At 71.7% G+C, this 16,460-nt stretch carries 16 protein-coding genes; 2 read left to right on the forward strand and 14 right to left on the reverse strand.

Annotated features, from left to right (window positions below):
- The 8 genes from NUV38_RS11360 to infA form a co-directional block, all read right to left on the reverse strand.
- Positions 1–2,412, reverse strand: a complete 2,412-nt coding sequence (locus NUV38_RS11360) for a S8 family serine peptidase (RefSeq protein ID WP_257729232.1) — start codon at positions 2,410–2,412, stop codon at positions 1–3.
- A 159-nt stretch (positions 2,413–2,571) separates the two neighbouring features.
- Positions 2,572–3,183 carry a 50S ribosomal protein L17 gene (rplQ, locus tag NUV38_RS11365; RefSeq protein WP_257729233.1) on the reverse strand — a complete coding sequence of 204 codons (612 nt, stop codon included), beginning with the start codon at positions 3,181–3,183 and terminating at the stop codon, positions 2,572–2,574.
- 43 nt (positions 3,184–3,226) lie between these two features.
- The gene (locus tag NUV38_RS11370) at positions 3,227–4,237 is read right to left on the reverse strand and encodes a DNA-directed RNA polymerase subunit alpha (protein ID WP_055964368.1); all 1,011 of its coding nucleotides are present in this window, start codon (positions 4,235–4,237) and stop codon (positions 3,227–3,229) included.
- Positions 4,238–4,296: 59 nt separating this feature from the next.
- Positions 4,297–4,905: a 30S ribosomal protein S4 gene (gene rpsD / locus NUV38_RS11375; RefSeq protein WP_055964365.1), complete on the reverse strand. Its 609-nt coding sequence runs from the start codon at positions 4,903–4,905 to the stop codon at positions 4,297–4,299.
- Between the two features lie 41 nt (positions 4,906–4,946).
- Positions 4,947–5,345 carry a 30S ribosomal protein S11 gene (gene rpsK, locus NUV38_RS11380; RefSeq protein ID WP_257729234.1) on the reverse strand — a complete coding sequence of 133 codons (399 nt, stop codon included), beginning with the start codon at positions 5,343–5,345 and terminating at the stop codon, positions 4,947–4,949.
- 5 nt (positions 5,346–5,350) lie between these two features.
- Positions 5,351–5,719 (reverse strand): 30S ribosomal protein S13, encoded by a 369-nt coding sequence (gene rpsM / locus NUV38_RS11385; RefSeq protein WP_055964358.1) that lies wholly within the window; start codon positions 5,717–5,719, stop codon positions 5,351–5,353.
- A 185-nt stretch (positions 5,720–5,904) separates the two neighbouring features.
- Positions 5,905–6,018, reverse strand: coding sequence for a 50S ribosomal protein L36 (rpmJ, locus tag NUV38_RS11390; RefSeq protein WP_008361054.1), 114 nt, complete (start codon positions 6,016–6,018; stop codon positions 5,905–5,907).
- A gap of 72 nt (positions 6,019–6,090) precedes the next feature.
- Positions 6,091–6,312: a translation initiation factor IF-1 gene (infA, locus tag NUV38_RS11395; protein WP_007078610.1), complete on the reverse strand. Its 222-nt coding sequence runs from the start codon at positions 6,310–6,312 to the stop codon at positions 6,091–6,093.
- 231 nt (positions 6,313–6,543) lie between these two features.
- On the opposite strand from infA, the gene NUV38_RS11400 reads away from it, so the two are divergent.
- Positions 6,544–7,257 carry a VOC family protein gene (locus NUV38_RS11400; RefSeq protein WP_257729235.1) on the forward strand — a complete coding sequence of 238 codons (714 nt, stop codon included), beginning with the start codon at positions 6,544–6,546 and terminating at the stop codon, positions 7,255–7,257.
- Positions 7,258–7,269: 12 nt separating this feature from the next.
- On the opposite strand, the gene NUV38_RS11405 is transcribed toward NUV38_RS11400, so the two are convergent.
- The gene (locus tag NUV38_RS11405; RefSeq protein ID WP_055964351.1) at positions 7,270–7,710 is read right to left on the reverse strand and encodes an Lrp/AsnC family transcriptional regulator; all 441 of its coding nucleotides are present in this window, start codon (positions 7,708–7,710) and stop codon (positions 7,270–7,272) included.
- Between the two features lie 153 nt (positions 7,711–7,863).
- Here NUV38_RS11405 and ddaH point away from each other — a divergent pair, with 153 nt between their 5' ends.
- Positions 7,864–8,739: a dimethylargininase gene (gene ddaH, locus NUV38_RS11410; RefSeq protein ID WP_257729236.1), complete on the forward strand. Its 876-nt coding sequence runs from the start codon at positions 7,864–7,866 to the stop codon at positions 8,737–8,739.
- Between the two features lie 27 nt (positions 8,740–8,766).
- On the opposite strand, the gene NUV38_RS11415 is transcribed toward ddaH, so the two are convergent.
- Genes NUV38_RS11415 through NUV38_RS11435 form a run of 5 tightly spaced genes read right to left on the reverse strand, consistent with a single transcriptional unit; the run spans position 8,767 to position 16,293 of the window.
- The gene (locus tag NUV38_RS11415; RefSeq protein WP_257729237.1) at positions 8,767–9,411 is read right to left on the reverse strand and encodes a heme oxygenase (biliverdin-producing); all 645 of its coding nucleotides are present in this window, start codon (positions 9,409–9,411) and stop codon (positions 8,767–8,769) included.
- Positions 9,412–9,448: 37 nt separating this feature from the next.
- Positions 9,449–10,261, reverse strand: a complete 813-nt coding sequence (locus tag NUV38_RS11420) for a heme ABC transporter ATP-binding protein (protein WP_257729238.1) — start codon at positions 10,259–10,261, stop codon at positions 9,449–9,451.
- The gene (locus tag NUV38_RS11425) at positions 10,258–11,343 is read right to left on the reverse strand and encodes an iron ABC transporter permease (RefSeq protein WP_257729239.1); all 1,086 of its coding nucleotides are present in this window, start codon (positions 11,341–11,343) and stop codon (positions 10,258–10,260) included. The genes NUV38_RS11420 and NUV38_RS11425 overlap by 4 nt, the downstream gene beginning before the upstream one ends.
- A gap of 10 nt (positions 11,344–11,353) precedes the next feature.
- Positions 11,354–12,517, reverse strand: a complete 1,164-nt coding sequence (locus NUV38_RS11430) for a hemin ABC transporter substrate-binding protein (protein ID WP_257729240.1) — start codon at positions 12,515–12,517, stop codon at positions 11,354–11,356.
- On the reverse strand, positions 12,514–16,293 hold the full coding sequence (locus tag NUV38_RS11435) for an HtaA domain-containing protein (RefSeq protein WP_257729241.1): 3,780 nt from the start codon (positions 16,291–16,293) through the stop codon (positions 12,514–12,516). The genes NUV38_RS11430 and NUV38_RS11435 overlap by 4 nt, the downstream gene beginning before the upstream one ends.
- Positions 16,294–16,460 lie beyond the last annotated feature (167 nt).

Here is a 16,460-nt window from a genome sequence, read left to right on the forward strand (position 1 = left end):
CTACTTCGAGGTCACCGTCCGCGTGCTGGAGGTCCTGCCGGTGATGTCGGTGGTCCCGACGTAGACCGTCTTGATCCGGTGCTTGCCCTTCTTCAGCAGAGGCAGCAGCACGACCCGCCTGCCCGCACCCGTCGACGACAGGTTCACCGTCGCGATGCGCTTCGAGCCGTCGTACACCCGCAGCTGACCGGTGGGGTGCGTGACGCCGGCGACCTTGACGGCGGCGGTGAGCTTCGCCCGCTTCTTCCGACTGACGGTGGAGGGCACCGACTGCGTGATCGACGAGCGCGCCTTCGCGACGGTCACGGTGCGGGCGGCCGACGTCCAGGTCTGGTCCTCGACGACCACCTCGGCGACGACGGGACGAGCGCCGGCACGCAACACGCGCGGCGGCACCCGCACCGACACCGTGCCGTCCTGGTCGGTCTCGCTCGAGCCCAGCACCGTGTCGCCGCTGCGGAAGGTGACGAGCCGGCCCGCCATCGGCCCACCCTGGTCACGGACCACCGCGCCGAGTGCGACGGACGCCCCGTAGGTCGACGAGGTGGGCGCCGAGGTGGTGACGTCCACGCCGATCCGCTCGGTCTGCGCCGAGACGGAGCGGACCTCGTCGAAGCCGGCCAGGTTCGGCGAGACGCGGACGGAGATGCGCGCCCCGCGGTCCTCCTCCACGAGCGTGTAGGACGGGCTCTCCGCGCCGGGGATCGGTGCACCGTCGCGCAGCCACTCGATGCGCAGCACGTCCTGGCGCGCGGTCCAGGTGCCGTACGTCGTCTCGAGCACGCTGCCGACGGTCACCGGCCCGGACACGGCCGGCCTCGCGACCGGCAGGGGCGCCCGACCGAGATCGACGATCCCGGCACCGCAGGAGGCGTCGCAGTTCAGGTCCACCCGCCTGGTCGACCCGTCCGGCATCCGGATCGGGTACCTCACCACCGTGTCGGCGGTCGACCGGGGCGCGAAGGGGCTCAGCATGTTGTCGAGGGCGATCTCGACGCGACCGGCCGGCACGCCGGAGGAGCGGAGCAGCGCGACCGCCCCTGCGACGACCGGCGCCGCCATGCTCGTGCCCATGTACTCCACGTAGCCGGACTTCGACGGCTTCGTCGTGCCGAGGTCGACGGTCGACAGCGCACCTCCGCCGTCGCCGTCGACGACGTAGTCGCCGCCGGGGGCGGCCACGTCGACCGTCGAGCCCCGGTTCGTGTAGAACGCGGCACGACCCTTGCGGCTCGTGGCCGCCACGGAGATGACGTCGGGGCACGCTGCCGGGACGGACCAGTCGGCCGAGCCGAGCTCGTTGCCCGCGGCCGCGACGGTGACGGTGCCGCGCTCGAGTGCGCGCCGCGCGATGTCACCGTAGGCCGCGCAGTACTGGCCCAGCAGGAACGTGCGGTCAGGCTCGGGCACGTCCTCGAGGTTGCCCCCGAGCGAGAGGTTCATGACCTGCGCGGGGGTCGCGTTGGCGCGTGCCCCGGACACCGTGCCACCGGACGCCCACTCCATGCCGGCGAAGATGTCGGAGTCCCAGCCGCCGCAGCGGCCGAGGACCCGCACGGGCTGGACACGGGCGTCGGGTGCGACTCCGGAGATGCCGATCTTGTTGCCACGCTGGGCGGCCACCAGGCCGGCGACGTGGGTGCCGTGCCAGGAGCTGGCCTCCAACGCCGGCGTCTTCTCTCCGTAGCAGTAGGTGTCCCCCTTCGGGATCCAGTCGCCGGGGTCGGACGGGTTCGAGTCCCGGCCGTCGCCGTCGTTCGCCGTGTAGTAGCGGTAGGGGCTCTTCGACGGCAGCGGCCCGCCGTCCGCGTCCTGGTCGGCGCCGATCATGTCGTAGCCCGCGACCAGACGATTCGCCAGGTCGGGGTGGTTGGACCGGATCCCGGTGTCGAGCACCGCGACCACGACTCCCTTGCCGCTCGTCGACCTCCAGGCGACCGGCGCCTTGACGCTGTAGCCACCGGCGCTGGTGGCCTTGGCGTCCCACAACGGGTGCTGTCTGCCGAACAGCGGGTCGTTCACCGGGACGGGCGACGCTTCGGCCGCGCGAACCCGGCCGTTCGGGACAGCCCACTCGACGTCGGGACGCGCGGCGACGTCCGCGGCTGCCTCGGCCGCCTGCTCCAGCGGCACGACCGCGTCGAAGTCCACGACGGACACGCTGCCGGCGAGGCGCTGCGGCGCGTCCACCGCCACGTCCCCGTCGACCGAGCGCTCGACCGCGCGGCGCACCGTGTCGGCACCGGATCGCGTCTTGACCACGAGGCCACGGGCCACGGCCGGCGCCGTGGGACCAGCGAGCTCGACCTCCGACGCGACCTCCTCCACCTGCGGAGCGGCGACCGCCGCGGCGGGCAGCAAGGCAGCCAGGACGGCACCTCCCGCGAGCATGACCACACCGGACCTGACCACGACCACTCCCTCGAGCACGACGACGGGCGCACCGAGCGGTGCGCCCCGCCCGACCCTACGGCCGGCGAGCGGCTCCGCGTGGGAAGACGAGGAAAATGGCCAGGAACGACGAACGACCCCCGCCCGCAGTGGGGTGGGGGTCGTTCGGCGACGGCCTGGTCAGGCCTTGTCGGTGCCTTCGTCGGTGGCGGGCTCCTCGACGGCCTCGGCCGCGGCCTCGACGTCGTCGGACGTCGCGGGCTCGGTCTCGGACTCCGTGGCCGGAGCACCGGCGACGACGTCGGTCTCGACCTCGGCGGAGTCCTCGGACGCGTTCACCGCGGGGTGGGGGTCCCTCCCGCTTGCGGGGGACTCGTCCTCGGCCGGGGCCGGGGCGGGTGCAGCCGCAGGAGCGGTCGCCTGCGCGGCGAACTCCTTGGCCTCGACGATCTCGATGACGGCCATGGGGGCGTTGTCGCCCTTGCGCGGACCGATCTTCGTGATGCGCGTGTAGCCGCCGGGACGGCTCGCCATGGCGGGACCGATCTCGGTGAACAGGGTGTGCAGGACGCTCTTGTCACGCACGACCTTGACGACCTGGCGGCGGTTGGCCACCGTGTCCGTCTTGGCCTTGGTGATGAGCTGCTCGGCGTAGGGCCGCAGACGGCGGGCCTTGGCCTCGGTGGTGGTGATCCGGCCGTGCTCGAACAGAGCCGTCGCGAGGTTGGCCAGGATCAGGCGCTGGTGCGACGGGCTGCCGCCGAGGCGGGCTCCCTTGGTGGGCGTGGGCATGTGTCTGTCTCCAGGTCAGTGAACAGGTCGATGAGCGAGCAGCTCAGTACTGCTCGTCCTCGGCGAAGCTGGCGTCGTCGTCGTAGGAGTCGAGCACGGCCGACGGGTCGAACCCGGCCGGGCTGTCCTTGAGGGCCAGGCCCATCTCGGCCAGCTTGGCCTTGACCTCGTCGATCGACTTCGAGCCGAAGTTGCGGATGTCGAGCAGGTCCTGCTCCGAGCGCGTGATGAGCTCACCCACGGAGTGGATGCCCTCTCGCTTGAGGCAGTTGTACGAGCGGACCGTGAAGTTGAGGTCCTCGATCGGCAGGGCGAGGTCGGCGGCGAGCTGCTCGTCGACGGGCGAGGGGCCGATGTCGATGCCCTCGGCCTCGACGTTGAGCTCACGCGCCAGGCCGAACAGCTCGACCAGGGTCGAGCCGGCCGACGCGATCGCGTCACGCGGCGCCATGGACGACTTCGTCTCGACGTCGATGATCAGCTTGTCGAAGTCGGTGCGCTGCTCGACTCGGGTGGCCTCGACCTTGTAGGTGACCTTGAGGACGGGGCTGTAGATCGAGTCGATCGGCATGCGGCCGATCTCCTCGTCGCCGGTCTTGTTCTGCACCGCCGAGACGTAGCCACGGCCACGCTCCACGACGAGCTCGATCTCCAGGCTGGCCTTGTCGTTCAGCGTGGCGATGTGCAGGTCGGGGTTGTGGACCTCGACGCCCGCGGGGGCCTCGATGTCGGCCGCGGTGGCCACACCGGCACCCTGCTTGCGCAGCACCATGACGAACGGCTCGTCGTGCTCGGAGGAGACGACCAGGTTCTTCAGGTTGAGGATGATCTCGGTGACGTCCTCGGTGACACCGGGGACGGTGGAGAACTCGTGCTGGATGCCGTCGATCTTGATCGACGTGACCGACGCGCCCGGGATGGAGCTGAGGAGCGTGCGACGCAGCGAGTTGCCGAGGGTGTAGCCGAAGCCGGGCTCGAGAGGCTCGATGACGAACCGCGAACGGTTGTCGGCGACGACCTCTTCGGTCAGGACGGGGCGCTGTGCGATGAGCATGGAACTTCCTTTCCGGTCCTCCCGCTATTTGAAGGACCGGCTCAGTGGAACGGGGGCGATCAGATCTTGGAGTAGAACTCCACGATCAGCTGCTCCTGGATGGGGACGGTGATCTGCTCGCGGACCGGGCGCTGGTGCACCAGGATCCGACCACGATCGGGATCGACGTCGAGCCAGCCGGGAACGGTGTCCTTGTCGTGCGTCTCACGGGCGACGATGAACGGCGTCGTCTCCAGGCTCTTGGGCTTGACATCGATGATGTCGTGCTTGCTGACCTGGAAGGACGGGATGTTCGTCTTCACGCCGTTGACGATGAAGTGACCGTGCGTCACGAGCTGGCGCGCGTGGCGACGGGTGCGGGCCAGGCCGGCACGGTAGACGACGTTGTCGAGCCGGCTCTCGAGCAGGCTCAGCAGGTTGTCACCGGTCTTGCCGGGCTTGCGGTGCGCGTTCTCGTAGTACTTGCGGAACTGCTTCTCGAGGACGCCGTAGGTGTAGCGCGCCTTCTGCTTCTCCTGCAGCTGGGTGCGGTACTCCGACTCCTTGATGCGGGCACGACCGTGCATGCCCGGGGGGTAGGGACGACGCTCGAACGCGGCGTCGCCACCGACGAGGTCGACGCCGAGGCGGCGCGACTTCTTGGTGAGAGGTCCGGTGTAACGGGCCATGATCTAACTCCTGGATTCTTCGCGGACTCTGATCGCTGGGATCAGAGACGACGGTGCTTGGGGGGACGGCAGCCGTTGTGGGGGCTCGGGGTCACGTCGGAGATGGTGCCGACCTCGAGGCCGACCCCGCTCAGCGACCGGATCGCCGTCTCGCGGCCCGAACCCGGGCCCTTCACGAAGACGTCGACCTTCTTCATCCCGTGCTCCATCGCCTGGCGACCGGCGGCCTCGGCCGCCATGCCCGCCGCGAAGGGCGTGGACTTGCGCGAGCCCTTGAAGCCGACGGTTCCGCCGGAGGCCCACGCGATCACTCCACCACTGGGGTCGGTGATCGTCACGTGCGTGTTGTTGAACGTGCTCTTGATGTGGGCCTGGCCCTGAACGACGTTCTTCTTCTCCTTGCGGCGCACCTTCTTGGTGCCGGCACTCTTGGGAGGCATCTAGATCACTTCTTCTTTCCGGCGACGGTGCGCTTCGGGCCCTTGCGGGTGCGCGCGTTGGTCTTGGTGCGCTGGCCGCGGACGGGCAGGTGCGCACGGTGGCGACGGCCCTGGTACGAACCGATCTCCATCTTGCGACGGATGTCGGCCGTGACCTCACGGCGCAGGTCGCCCTCGACCTGATAGTTGGCCTCGATGTGGTCACGCAGCGCGACGAGCTGGTCGTCGTTCAGCTCGTGGACGCGGACGTCCGGGCTGATGCCGGTGGCGGCGAGGGTGTCGGCGGCGCGGGTGCGCCCGACGCCGAAGATGTAGGTGAGTGCGATCTCGATGCGCTTGTCGCGCGGGAGATCGACTCCGACGAGGCGTGCCATGGTGGCAGTTCCTTCCGGTTCGGCAGAGGTGTCGTCACCTGGGGCGTCCCGGCTGCCTCCAGGACTCCCATGGTGGGTTCCTGAGCCGGGCCCCGGCCTCTGCGCCGGGGGTGACCCGCGTCCGCCTCGTGGGAGGAGGCGCGGGAGCCATCAGATGTTCAGTGTGTCGCTGTGAAGAAGTGCGATCAGCCCTGGCGCTGCTTGTGCCGGGGGTTCTCGCAGATCACCATGACGCGGCCGTGGCGACGGATCACCTTGCACTTGTCACAGATCTTCTTCACGCTCGGGTTGACCTTCATCGAGAAGCTCTCTCTTCTTCAGTCTGAACGTGTATCGGTGTGCAGTTGTCTCGTGCTCCGGCCTGGGCCGGGTCACTTGTAGCGGTAGACGATCCGTCCACGGCTGAGGTCGTACGGCGACAGCTCCACCACGACCCGATCCTCGGGGAGGATGCGGATGTAGTGCTGGCGCATCTTGCCGCTGATGTGCGCCAGGACCTTGTGGCCGTTGGCCAGCTCGACCCGGAACATCGCGTTCGGGAGTGCCTCGACGACAGCACCCTCCATCTCGATGACGCCTTCTTTTTTCGCCATGGACCTCAGCTTCTCGGTTTGATCGTCTGTGTCGGCCGACGCACGCGACGGCACCCTCGACTCCGAGGAGCCGTTCCGCGCGGCGTGAACCGCGAGGACTGAACCCTGAGGGATGAACCTCCGAGGGCAGGGGGTCGTGATGCCCGAATCAGGCCGACAGGTAAGTCTACGTCGGCGGGGCCCCTTGGTTCAAATCGGGTCCCGGTGCCGCACCTCGGGCAGGATGGCGCCATGCGGCTCGAGAACATCGTCTGGGACTCCCCGGGTCCGAGGGCCCTCGGCCACTTCTGGGCCGAGGCGCTCGGCGCCGACGTGCTGACCGAGGACGACGACGGCCTCGAGGCGCGCCTGCACCTCGCGCCGGACCTGTTCCTCGACCTCTGCTTCCCGCCCGCCTCCACGCCCGCCGGCGTCCCCCAGCGGCTCCACCTCGACCTGCGGGGCGCCGAGCAGCAGGACGCCGTCGTCGAGCGTCTCGTGGGGCTCGGTGCCCGGCGCGTCGACATCGGCCAGGGCGACGTCCCCTGGGTGGTGCTCGCGGACCCCGACGGCAACGCGTTCTGCGTCATGGAGGACCGCCCCGTCTACCGCGCCGGCTCCGGCCCGGTGGCCGCGCTCCCCCTCGACTGCGCCGACCCCGACCGGGAGGCGCGCTTCTGGGCCGGCGTCACCGGGTGGGCGCCCACGTCCGATCCCCACGCCCTGGCCCACCCGTCGGGCGCGGGACCGCTGCTGGAGCTGTGCCCTGAGCCCGAGCCCCGCCGCGGGAAGTCGACGCTGCACCTCGACGTGCGTCCCGGTCCCGACGACGCCACCCCCCTCGACCTCGTCCGCGACCTCGGCGGCACCGTCCTCCCCCAGCCCGCACCGGGACTGCCGTGGACGGTGTGCGCCGACGCGTCGGGCAACGAGGTGTGCCTGCTCGGCGTCGCCCCGCCCGCCTGATCGGCCGCCTCCTCAGCCGGTGTAGCGGTCGATCAGCCTGGAGAGCACGATCGCGGTGTCGGTGTGGTCGACGTTGTCGACCTCCATGCGGACCCGTTCGAGCGCCCGCTCGAGGTCACGGACGTCGCGCGCGACGATGCGCAGCATCGCGTCGGCCTGTCCCGACACCGTGGCGGCCGCGTGGACCTCCGGCACCTTCGCGAACGCCTCGCCGAGCGCCTCGGGCGTGATCGTGCCCCGGCAGTGCACCTCCACGTACGCCTCGACCGACCAGCCCATCAGGTCGGGATCCACGACGGCGGTGAAGCCCTTGATCACGCCGTCGTCGACGAGGCGGTCCATGCGGCGCTTCACCGCGGGCGCCGAGAGCCCCACGTCGGCGGCGATGCGGGCGTATCCCGCCCGTCCGTCTCGCACGAGGTGGTCGATGATGCGGCGATCGAGGTCGTCCATGTCCTCATCGTGCAACAGATCTCCGCACGCGAGTCGGATTCGTCGGATTCCTGCGTGCCGACGTGCAGTTTCGAAGTCCTCGTTCACCAACGCCCGCCGCTACGCTTGATTCATTGCGTGATCACGCACCGTCGACCACCGCAGGAGGCCCTCGTGACCGTGCTCGACACCCGCACCCCCACCCGCCCGACCGTCGAGAGCGTCACCGCGCGCACCGCCCGCACCCGTTCGTACCTGATGTGCGCACCCACCCACTTCGACGTCACCTATGCGATCAACGCCTGGATGCAGCCGGGCACCCACGTCGACCGCGACCGCGCCGTCGCGCAGTGGCAGACGCTCGTCGAGACGTATCGCGAGCTCGGGCACCGCGTGGGCCTGCTGGAGCCTGCCGCCGGCCTGCCCGACATGGTGTTCGCCGCCAACGGCGCCCTGGTCGTCGGCGGACGCGCCTACGGCGCCCGGTTCCGCCACGTCGAGCGCCAGGCCGAGGCCGCGCTCCACGCCGCGCGGCTGAGGGAGCAGGGCATCGAGGTCGTCGAGCCCACCCACACCAACGAGGGCGAGGGCGACTTCCTGGTGCTCGCCTCGATGATCCTCGCCGGCACCGGCTTCCGCACGAGCCTGCACGCCCACGTGGAGGCGGCCGCCGCACTCGACCGGCCCGTCGTGAGCCTGGAGCTGGTCGACCCGCGCTTCTACCACCTCGACACCGCCCTCGCCGTGCTCGACGACGGCCACGGCGAGGCTCCGGCCGACATCGCCTACCTGCCGTCGGCCTTCTCGCCGCACAGCCGCCGCACCCTGCGTCAGCTGTTCCCCGACGCCATCGAGTGCAGCGAGGCCGACGCGCTGGTCCTGGGCCTCAACGCGGTGAGCGACGGCCACCACGTGGTCCTGCCGTCCCAGGCCACCCGCCTCGCGAGGCAGGTGGCCGACCACGGCTACGAGCCCGTCCTCGTCGACGTGAGCGAGCTGCTCAAGGCCGGCGGCAGCGTCAAGTGCTGCACCCAGGAGCACCACGCCTGAGACCGAGCCACTCCTCGGCGGTGAGCCTCAGCGTCGGTAGGCGTCGAGGTCGGCGGTGAGCTCCTCGAACAGCGCGCCGTTCAGCCCGAAGACCGTCTTGACCTCGGCCAGCACGTCGAGCTTCTCCTGCGCCGTCAGGGCGAGGCCGTCGAGCCGAGCGCGGTAGGCGTCCTTGTAGGGCTTGGGCTTCGGGATGCCGGGGAACGCGTAGAACGCGAGACCGTCCGGCCGCTCGAAGGTCTGCTCCAGGAGCCGTCCGATGATGCGGCCGCCGGAGAGGTCGCCGAGGTACCGGGTGTAGTGGTGCGCCACGAACCGCGCCGGCGAGGCGGCGGTGCTCACGATGCGTGCCACGTACGCGTCGGTGGCCGGCGTCGCCGCGTGGCCGACGCCCCAGTGGGCCTGGTCCGCGTCGATCGAGGGCGAGCGCTCGAGCGCCGGATCGAGCACCGCGTCGGCGACGGGGTCGCCCGCGAGGGCACGGCCGAGCGACTCGAGCGCGCCGTAGACCCGACCCAGCCGCGCCAGGTAGTCGGCGTACCCGCGGGCGTTCACCCGGCCCGCGAGGAGCTCGGTCATGAACGACGAGCCCTCGGCGGCCTGGTGCTCGGCCTGGGAGCCCTCGCGCAGGAGGCGCGAGAGCGGGGTGGTGTCGGGTTCGGCGATCGTCATGGGGAGCCCTTTCGTCGGGTCTTATCGTGACACATTGTCATGATCGTGGTGACGGAATGTCATCATCTGGACGGGCGGTGGCAGCGGTCGGCACGACGGCGAGACGGTCCCCCACCCGGTGGACCTCCACCGGGAGTCCGTAGGTCCGGCCGACCAGGTCGGCCGTCAGGACCTCGGCGGGCGTGCCGTGGGCCGCGACCGTTCCCTCGGCCACCACCACCAGCTCGTCGGCATGGGCGGAAGCGAGGGAGAGGTCGTGCGCCACGACGACCACCGTGCGTCCGGCCCGGGCCAGCCCGCGGGCCAGCACCAGCACCTCCTCCTGGTGGCGGAGGTCGAGGGCCGCCGTCGGCTCGTCCAGCAGGACCAGGTCCGTGTCCTGTGCCAGGACCCGCGCCAGCGAGACACGGGCGCGCTCGCCTCCCGAGAGCTGGCGGAACGACCGCTCGGCCAGGTGCGCGGTGTCCGTGCGCTCGAGTGCCCAGGCGACCAGGTCGGCGTCGGCCGCCACGTCGTCGCGGGACGTCCACGGGTAGCGCCCCATCGCCACGACCTCGGCCACCGTGAAGCCGAAGCTCACGTCGTGGGACTGGCCGAGGACCGCGCGCCGTCGCGCGAGCTCGACGGGAGTCCAGTCGGCCAGGGGCCGGCCGTCGAGCGTCACGGTCCCAGCGGTGGCCGCGAGGTCGCCCGAGACCACCGAGAGCAGCGTGGACTTTCCCGCGCCGTTGGGTCCGACGACCACCACGAGCGTGCCGGCTCGCACGTCGAGGTCGACGTCGTGGAGCACCTCGCGCCCACCCAGGCGGCACGAGACCCCCCGCACGGAGACGACCGCGTCGACCGTCATGCCCAGCCCCCGGCTCGCGTGCGGGCGCGCCGCACGAGGTGCAGGAAGAACGGCCCCCCGACGACCGACGTCAGCAACCCGATCGGCAGGTCGGCCCCGGTCACGATCGTCCTCGCCAGCACGTCGGCCCAGACCAGGAGCACGGCACCGGCGAGCACGCTCCCGAGCAGAAGTGCCCGATGGGCCGGGCCCAGGACCATCCGCAGCGCGTGCGGCACCACGAGCCCGACGAACGCGATGATCCCCGTGAAGGCCACGGCCACCCCGGTCAGCAGCGCCATGACCGCGATGGAGACGATCCTGAGCCGCTCGACCCGCACGCCGAGGTGGGAGGCCGAGCGCTCGCCGAGCGCGAGCAGGTCGTAGCGGCGGGCCGCGGCGAGGGCGAAGATCACGCTGGGCACCGTCACGACGGCCACCACCAGCACCTCCGACCAGCGGGACCCGTTCATCGAGCCGAGCTGCCAGAACACGATCTGCTCGCGCGAGCCGGTGTCGCCGGCGAAGAGCACGAGCGCGAGGCCCGCACCCGCGAAGGCGTTGACGGCGATGCCGGTCAGCAGCAGCGTCACCACCTCCGTGCGTCCCGCGCTCCGCGCCGTCGTGTACACGAAGACCGTCGCCACGAGACCACCCAGGAAGGCGAGCAGCGCCACCGCCCCTCCCCCACCGACGGTGATGCCCGTCGCGATCGCCACGGCGGCCCCGAGGGCGGCTCCTGCCGAGACCCCGACGACCCCGGGCTCGGCCAGCGGGTTGCCGAAGACGGCCTGCATCATCGCCCCCGCCACCGCGAGCGCCGCTCCGACGACGACGCACATGGCGACCCGGGGGAACCGGACGTACCAGAGCGCGTCGACGAGGAGGTCCTCCTCCGGACGCCACGTCGTGCGCACACCCACACCGTCGAGGACGGTCCCGACGACCGCGCGGGCGGAGACGTCGAGCTGTCCGACGAGGGCGGAGACCACGACGCCGACGAGCAGCGCCGCGACCAGGGTCGCGACCACCACCGTCGTGCGGGTGCGAGGCGTCGCGCTGGTCGCGGCGGGGGTCCGCTCGCGCACCTGAGTGGCGGTCATCCGGTGCCACTCATGCCGGGCCCCGCGGGGCGTACACGGCACGCGCGAGCGCATCGAGGACGCCGGCCGACCGCGGACCGAACGACAGCACGTCACCGTCGGCCATGTCGACGAAGCGTCGGTTCCGTCCGGCGGAGGTGAGCGCGAGCGTCGTCTTGTCGGCGAGGAGCGCGTCGACACCACCGACCGAGTCGAGCCCGTGCGACATGACGATCACCAGGTCCGGATCGGCCGCGAGGACCGCCTCGTCGGTGAGGGGCTGCATGTCCTTCCAGCCGAGCTCGGCGGCGACGTCGACGCCGCCGAGCCCCCGCACCAGGTCTCCCGCACCGGACTCCTCACCGAGCAGGTAGTAGACGCCGGCGGAGCCCCGCAGGTAGAGGAAGACCATCGACAGCCGGTCCTCGGCGGCGGCCGGGGCGAGCCGGTCGACCTGCGCGCGGACGTCGTCGAGCTGCGCGGCGATGCGCTCGGCGAGCCGCTCACCGGCGTCGGGGACACCGAGCACCGCGGCGACGTCGCGGGCGAGGTCCTGGGCGCCGTCGAAGGACGCCTGGTTCTCCACGAAGACGACGGTGACCCCGGCGTCCCGGAGCTGCTCCACGACGTCGCGCGGGCCGATCGACCCGTCGGTGACGACGAGCGTGGGCCGCGACCTCAGCACCGCCTCGGCGTTGAGGGAGTGGCCGTCGCTCGTGACGACGGGCAGGTCCTCGGCTCCGGGGAACGTCGTCGAGACGTCGCGCCCGACGAGACGGTCACCGAGGCCGAGGCCCCAGACCGTCGCGGCGAGCGTGCCGGAGATGTCGAGGGCGAGCACCCGGTCGGTGTCGGTCACCTCGACCTCACGCTCGCCGGCGCGGTCGTGCGAGACCACGGTGACGGGGAGGTTCGGCGCGGGATCCTCGACCACGGGATCGACGGACCGGTCGGCGAGCACGGCGGTGCTCGGGCCCTCCCAGCCCTTCGGGTCGTCGACGGCCTGCACCTGCTCGAGCGGGACCGTGTCGGCTCCGTCCGCGTCGGTGGCCCCGTCCGCTGCGCCCGGCCCCGCGCACCCGGCGGACAGCACGAGCCCGACCACGACCAACCCCGCCACCACGAGCGTGAGGACGGGACGGCGGGTCCGCCGGCCGGCCGGCCGCGGGCCGAGACCCTGGGCGGGCCCGGTCACCGCGGACCGCCCACGCGGCGACGCAGGCTCGACAGGCCGAAGCCGAGGACGAGCGCGAGCGCCGCGGCCACCACGACCCACCAGACCGGGACCCCGCCGTCGGACGAGGTGTCGACCAGACCGGCCGCCTCGGAGGTGTCCGCCGGGGACGCGGCTGCCTCCTCCTCCGTCCCGGCACAGTCCGCCGCCGTGGTGACGGCGAGGTCGAGCGGGTCGAACGTCGTCCCCGCCTCGTAGGTGCCGAACACCCCGTGCCCCTGCTCGGTGAGCACCGCCGGCGCGTCGGTCACGGTGTACCGGGTCCCGTCGTCGGACCGCTCGACCTCGGCGTCGGACAGGTCGAGCTCGACGAACGGCACGTCCTCGGTCGTGGTGGGAGCCGCGTCGCCGCCGGACTCGGCCGCCTCGCGATCGCCCGCGGTCACGTCGAGCAGCAGGACCGCCGTGTCGGCGTCGGTGAACCGGACCACCGGGTCCTCGAGCACGACCTCGAGGGCACCGGAATGGCCCGTGAACCGGATCGCGCCGTCGAAGGCCACGTCGCCCTCGGTCGTCTTCGCATCGAAGGAGCCGGAGCCCTCCGAGAAGCCGAACTCGGGCGTCTCGTAGGACGCGTCGCCCGACGTGGTCCAGTCGCCGTTGGCGATGGACCCGGACACGTAGGACCGGAACGACTCCTTCACCCCCCAGGTGAGGGTGGCGTCGGCGACCTCGCAGCGCTCGGCCTCCTCCTCGGAGACGGTGAACACCGCTCCGCGGCTGACCGAGCCCTGGAAGGTGAGCGTGTGCTCGCCCGGCTCGAGATCCCCCGGCAGGACGCCGCTCCACGTGGTGCGGCCCTGGGCGTCGGCGGTGAGCGAGCGCTCCAGCACGACCGGCGTGGAGTAGACCACGACGGCGATGTCGGTCTCGCCGGGCCGGAACCCGGACGCGCTCGCCGTCAGGCGATCACCGGCGCGGACGGTGTCGCCGTCGGCCAGGTCGAGCGTGACGCCCGTCGTGGCGGGCGGGACCGCCGGGGGGACGAAGCCGCTCGTCCTCGCGGCGGCGGCCACGGTGCCACCACCGGGCGCCGCACCTCCGTCCCTGCCGACCGTGAAGGTCACCGGGTCCATCGCCTCGCCGGCGGAGTAGAACCCCTGGAAGGCGCGGGCACCCGCGGCCGTGAGGCGCACGGGCGCACCCGAGTACGTGACCGCTCCCGCCTTCGTCGACCTGGAGGCGCGTGCCAGGTCCACCGATCCCACGTCGATGCGGCGGCCCGCCATCACCGCCGAGAGCGTCCCGACCCGGCCCGCACGGACCGTGACCGTGGGGTCGGCGAGGGAGAGGTCGAGCGCACCGGAGTGGCCCGTGAAGCGCACGGTGCCGCCGTAGCGCGTCGCACCGCGAGCCTCGGCCCCGGACGCGGCGGTCGACTTCTGGTAGAAGCGGTAGCTCCCGCCCGAGGCCGAGGCCGAGGCCCCACGCGACACCGAGACCCGGCCGTTGGCAATGGGGCCGGTCACGTAGCTGCGGAACGCGGCCTTCACGCCCCAGCGCAGCGACCCGCTCGTCCTCGGTGCGTCGACCTTGCCGCCTGTGCCCGAGCCGGCACCAGGACCGGCGCCGGGGTCCGGGTCGGTCGGCGTCGGCGTGGTCACGTCGCCGCCCTGCAGGACGGCGACGTCGATGTCGATCGCCTTCTCGACGCTCTGCGTCGCGCCGGGGTCGGGCACGCCGTGCGCCTTGAGCGAGTAGACCGAGTAGTCCTCGGTCGGGTCGAGGGTCGCGATCGCGGCTGCGTCGAGCTCGATCATCCGCTCGAACGTGCCGCCCTCGCCCATGGAGGAGGCCTGGACCCAGATCGCGCCACGGTACGCACCGGCGTCCGTGGCGCTGGCGCCACCGGACTCGGAGATCCCGACGTAGACGCCCGGGGAGGTCGTCGCGTACCCGGAGCCCTCGACATCGACCTTCAGGCTGCCCTTCCTCTGCTCGACGACCTCCACCCCCAGCTGCGCACCCTTCGGCTCGGGCGCCGGCGCGAGGGCGGAGACGTCGATGTCGATGGGCACCTCGACCGTCTGGGACGGATCGGTGGCCGCCTGCCCGTGCGCCTTCAGCGAGTACACCGAGTACTGCTGCGTGGCGTCGAGCGTCGCGATGTCGTCGGCGTCGAGGGTCAGCGTCCGCGTGAAGGTGCCCCCCACGCCCATGGTCGTGCTCGGCACGAAGACCGCGCCCCGGTAGGCGCCGACGTCCGTGGGGCTGGCACCCCCGGACTCGGAGATGCCGAGGTAGACCCCCGGCCCCGTCGTGGCGTACCCGAAGCCCTCGACGTCGACCTCGAGGCTGCCCTCGACCTGCTCGACGACCTCCACGTCGAGCGTCGGGGTGAGGACACCGGGCTCGGTGAACGTGATCGGGGTGGCGGTCTCGTAGGCCGCGACGTTCGCGCCCGATCCCGCGTAGGTGTAGATCCCGTAGTTCCTCAGCGACTCGGCCGCGGCCTTGGCGTCCAGCGCAGCCTTGTCGACCGTCAGCTCCGCCGTGAACGACCCGTCGGGACGAAGCTCGACCGCACCACCACCGGCACCACCGATCGCCCCCATGTCAGCCGCCGTGACCGCCCACTTCTGCGAGGAGTTCACCCGCGACGAGGACGCCGCACCCTTGGACGGCTGCCACACGTCGGCGAACTTGCCCACCACCACGTAGGCACCAGCAGGCCTGCCCGCCAGCGGCGGACGCACCCCCGTCGCCGACGCAGGATCGAAGTTCCTGCCCTCGACCGTCACCGTCGCCGCACCCGCGGCCGAGAACTCCGACCGCGACACCGACACCGACGGCGCAGGCTTCGTGAACGTGATCGGGGTGGCGGTCTCGTAGGCCGCGACGGACGCACCCGATCCCGCGTAGGTGTAGATCCCGTAGTTCCTCAGCGACTCGGCCGTGGCCTTGGCGTCCAGCGCAGCCTTGTCGACCGTCAGCTCCGCCGTGAACGACCCGTCGGGACGAAGCTCGACCGCACCACCACCGGCACCACCGATCGCGCCCATGTCAGCCGCCGAGACCGCCCACTTCTGCGAGGAGTTCACCCGCGACGAGGACGCAGCACCCTTGGACGGCTGCCACACGTCGGCGAACTTGCCCACCACCACGTAGGCACCAGCAGGCCTGCCCGCCAGCGGCGGACGCACCCCCGTCGCCGACGCAGGATCGAAGTTCCTGCCCTCGACCGTCACCGTCGCCGCACCCGCGGCCGAGAACTCCGACCGCGACACCGACACCGACGGCGCAGGCGCCTCGGGCTCGACCGGCTCCGTCGGCGTCTCCGGCTCCGTCGGCGTCTCCGGCTCGGTCGGCGTCTCCGGCTCGGTCGGGGTCTCCGGCTCGGTCGGGGTCTCAGGCTCGGCGGGCTCCTCGGGCTCGACGAGTGTCGCGACGTCGAGGTCGACGGGGACCTCCGCGTTCTGCGACGGGTCGGACACCGCCTGGCCGTGCGCCTTGAACGTGTAGACGGCGTACGCCTTCGAGGCGTCGAGCTGCGCGATCTCGTCGGCGCCGAGCTCGAGCGTCGTCGAGAACCGACCCCCGTCACCGATCTGGGCCGGACGGACGAAGACCGTGTGGACGTAGGCGCTCGCGTCGACCACGCTCGCCCCACCGCGTGGGGCGAGGCCCACATAGATGCCCGGCGCCTCGCGCGAGTACCCCTCACCCGCGACGTCGATCGCGAGCCGGGTCGGGGTCGACTCCTCCACCGTCGCGGCGAGGGAGACCTCGGCGGCCACCGCGCTCGTCGGCGCCAGAAGGGCCGCCGGGAGGAGAAGGCTCAGGAGCAGGGGAAGGACGGCACGGGCAGAGCCGCGTCGGGACGATCGGGGGTGCATCGGACCTCGCTGTGGTTAGGCATGCCTAAAATAGGCTAGGCGAGCCTAAGTAGACCACAATGATGACA

This window comes from Aeromicrobium sp. 50.2.37 (assembly GCF_024655735.1).
GTDB lineage: Bacteria > Actinomycetota > Actinomycetes > Propionibacteriales > Nocardioidaceae > Aeromicrobium.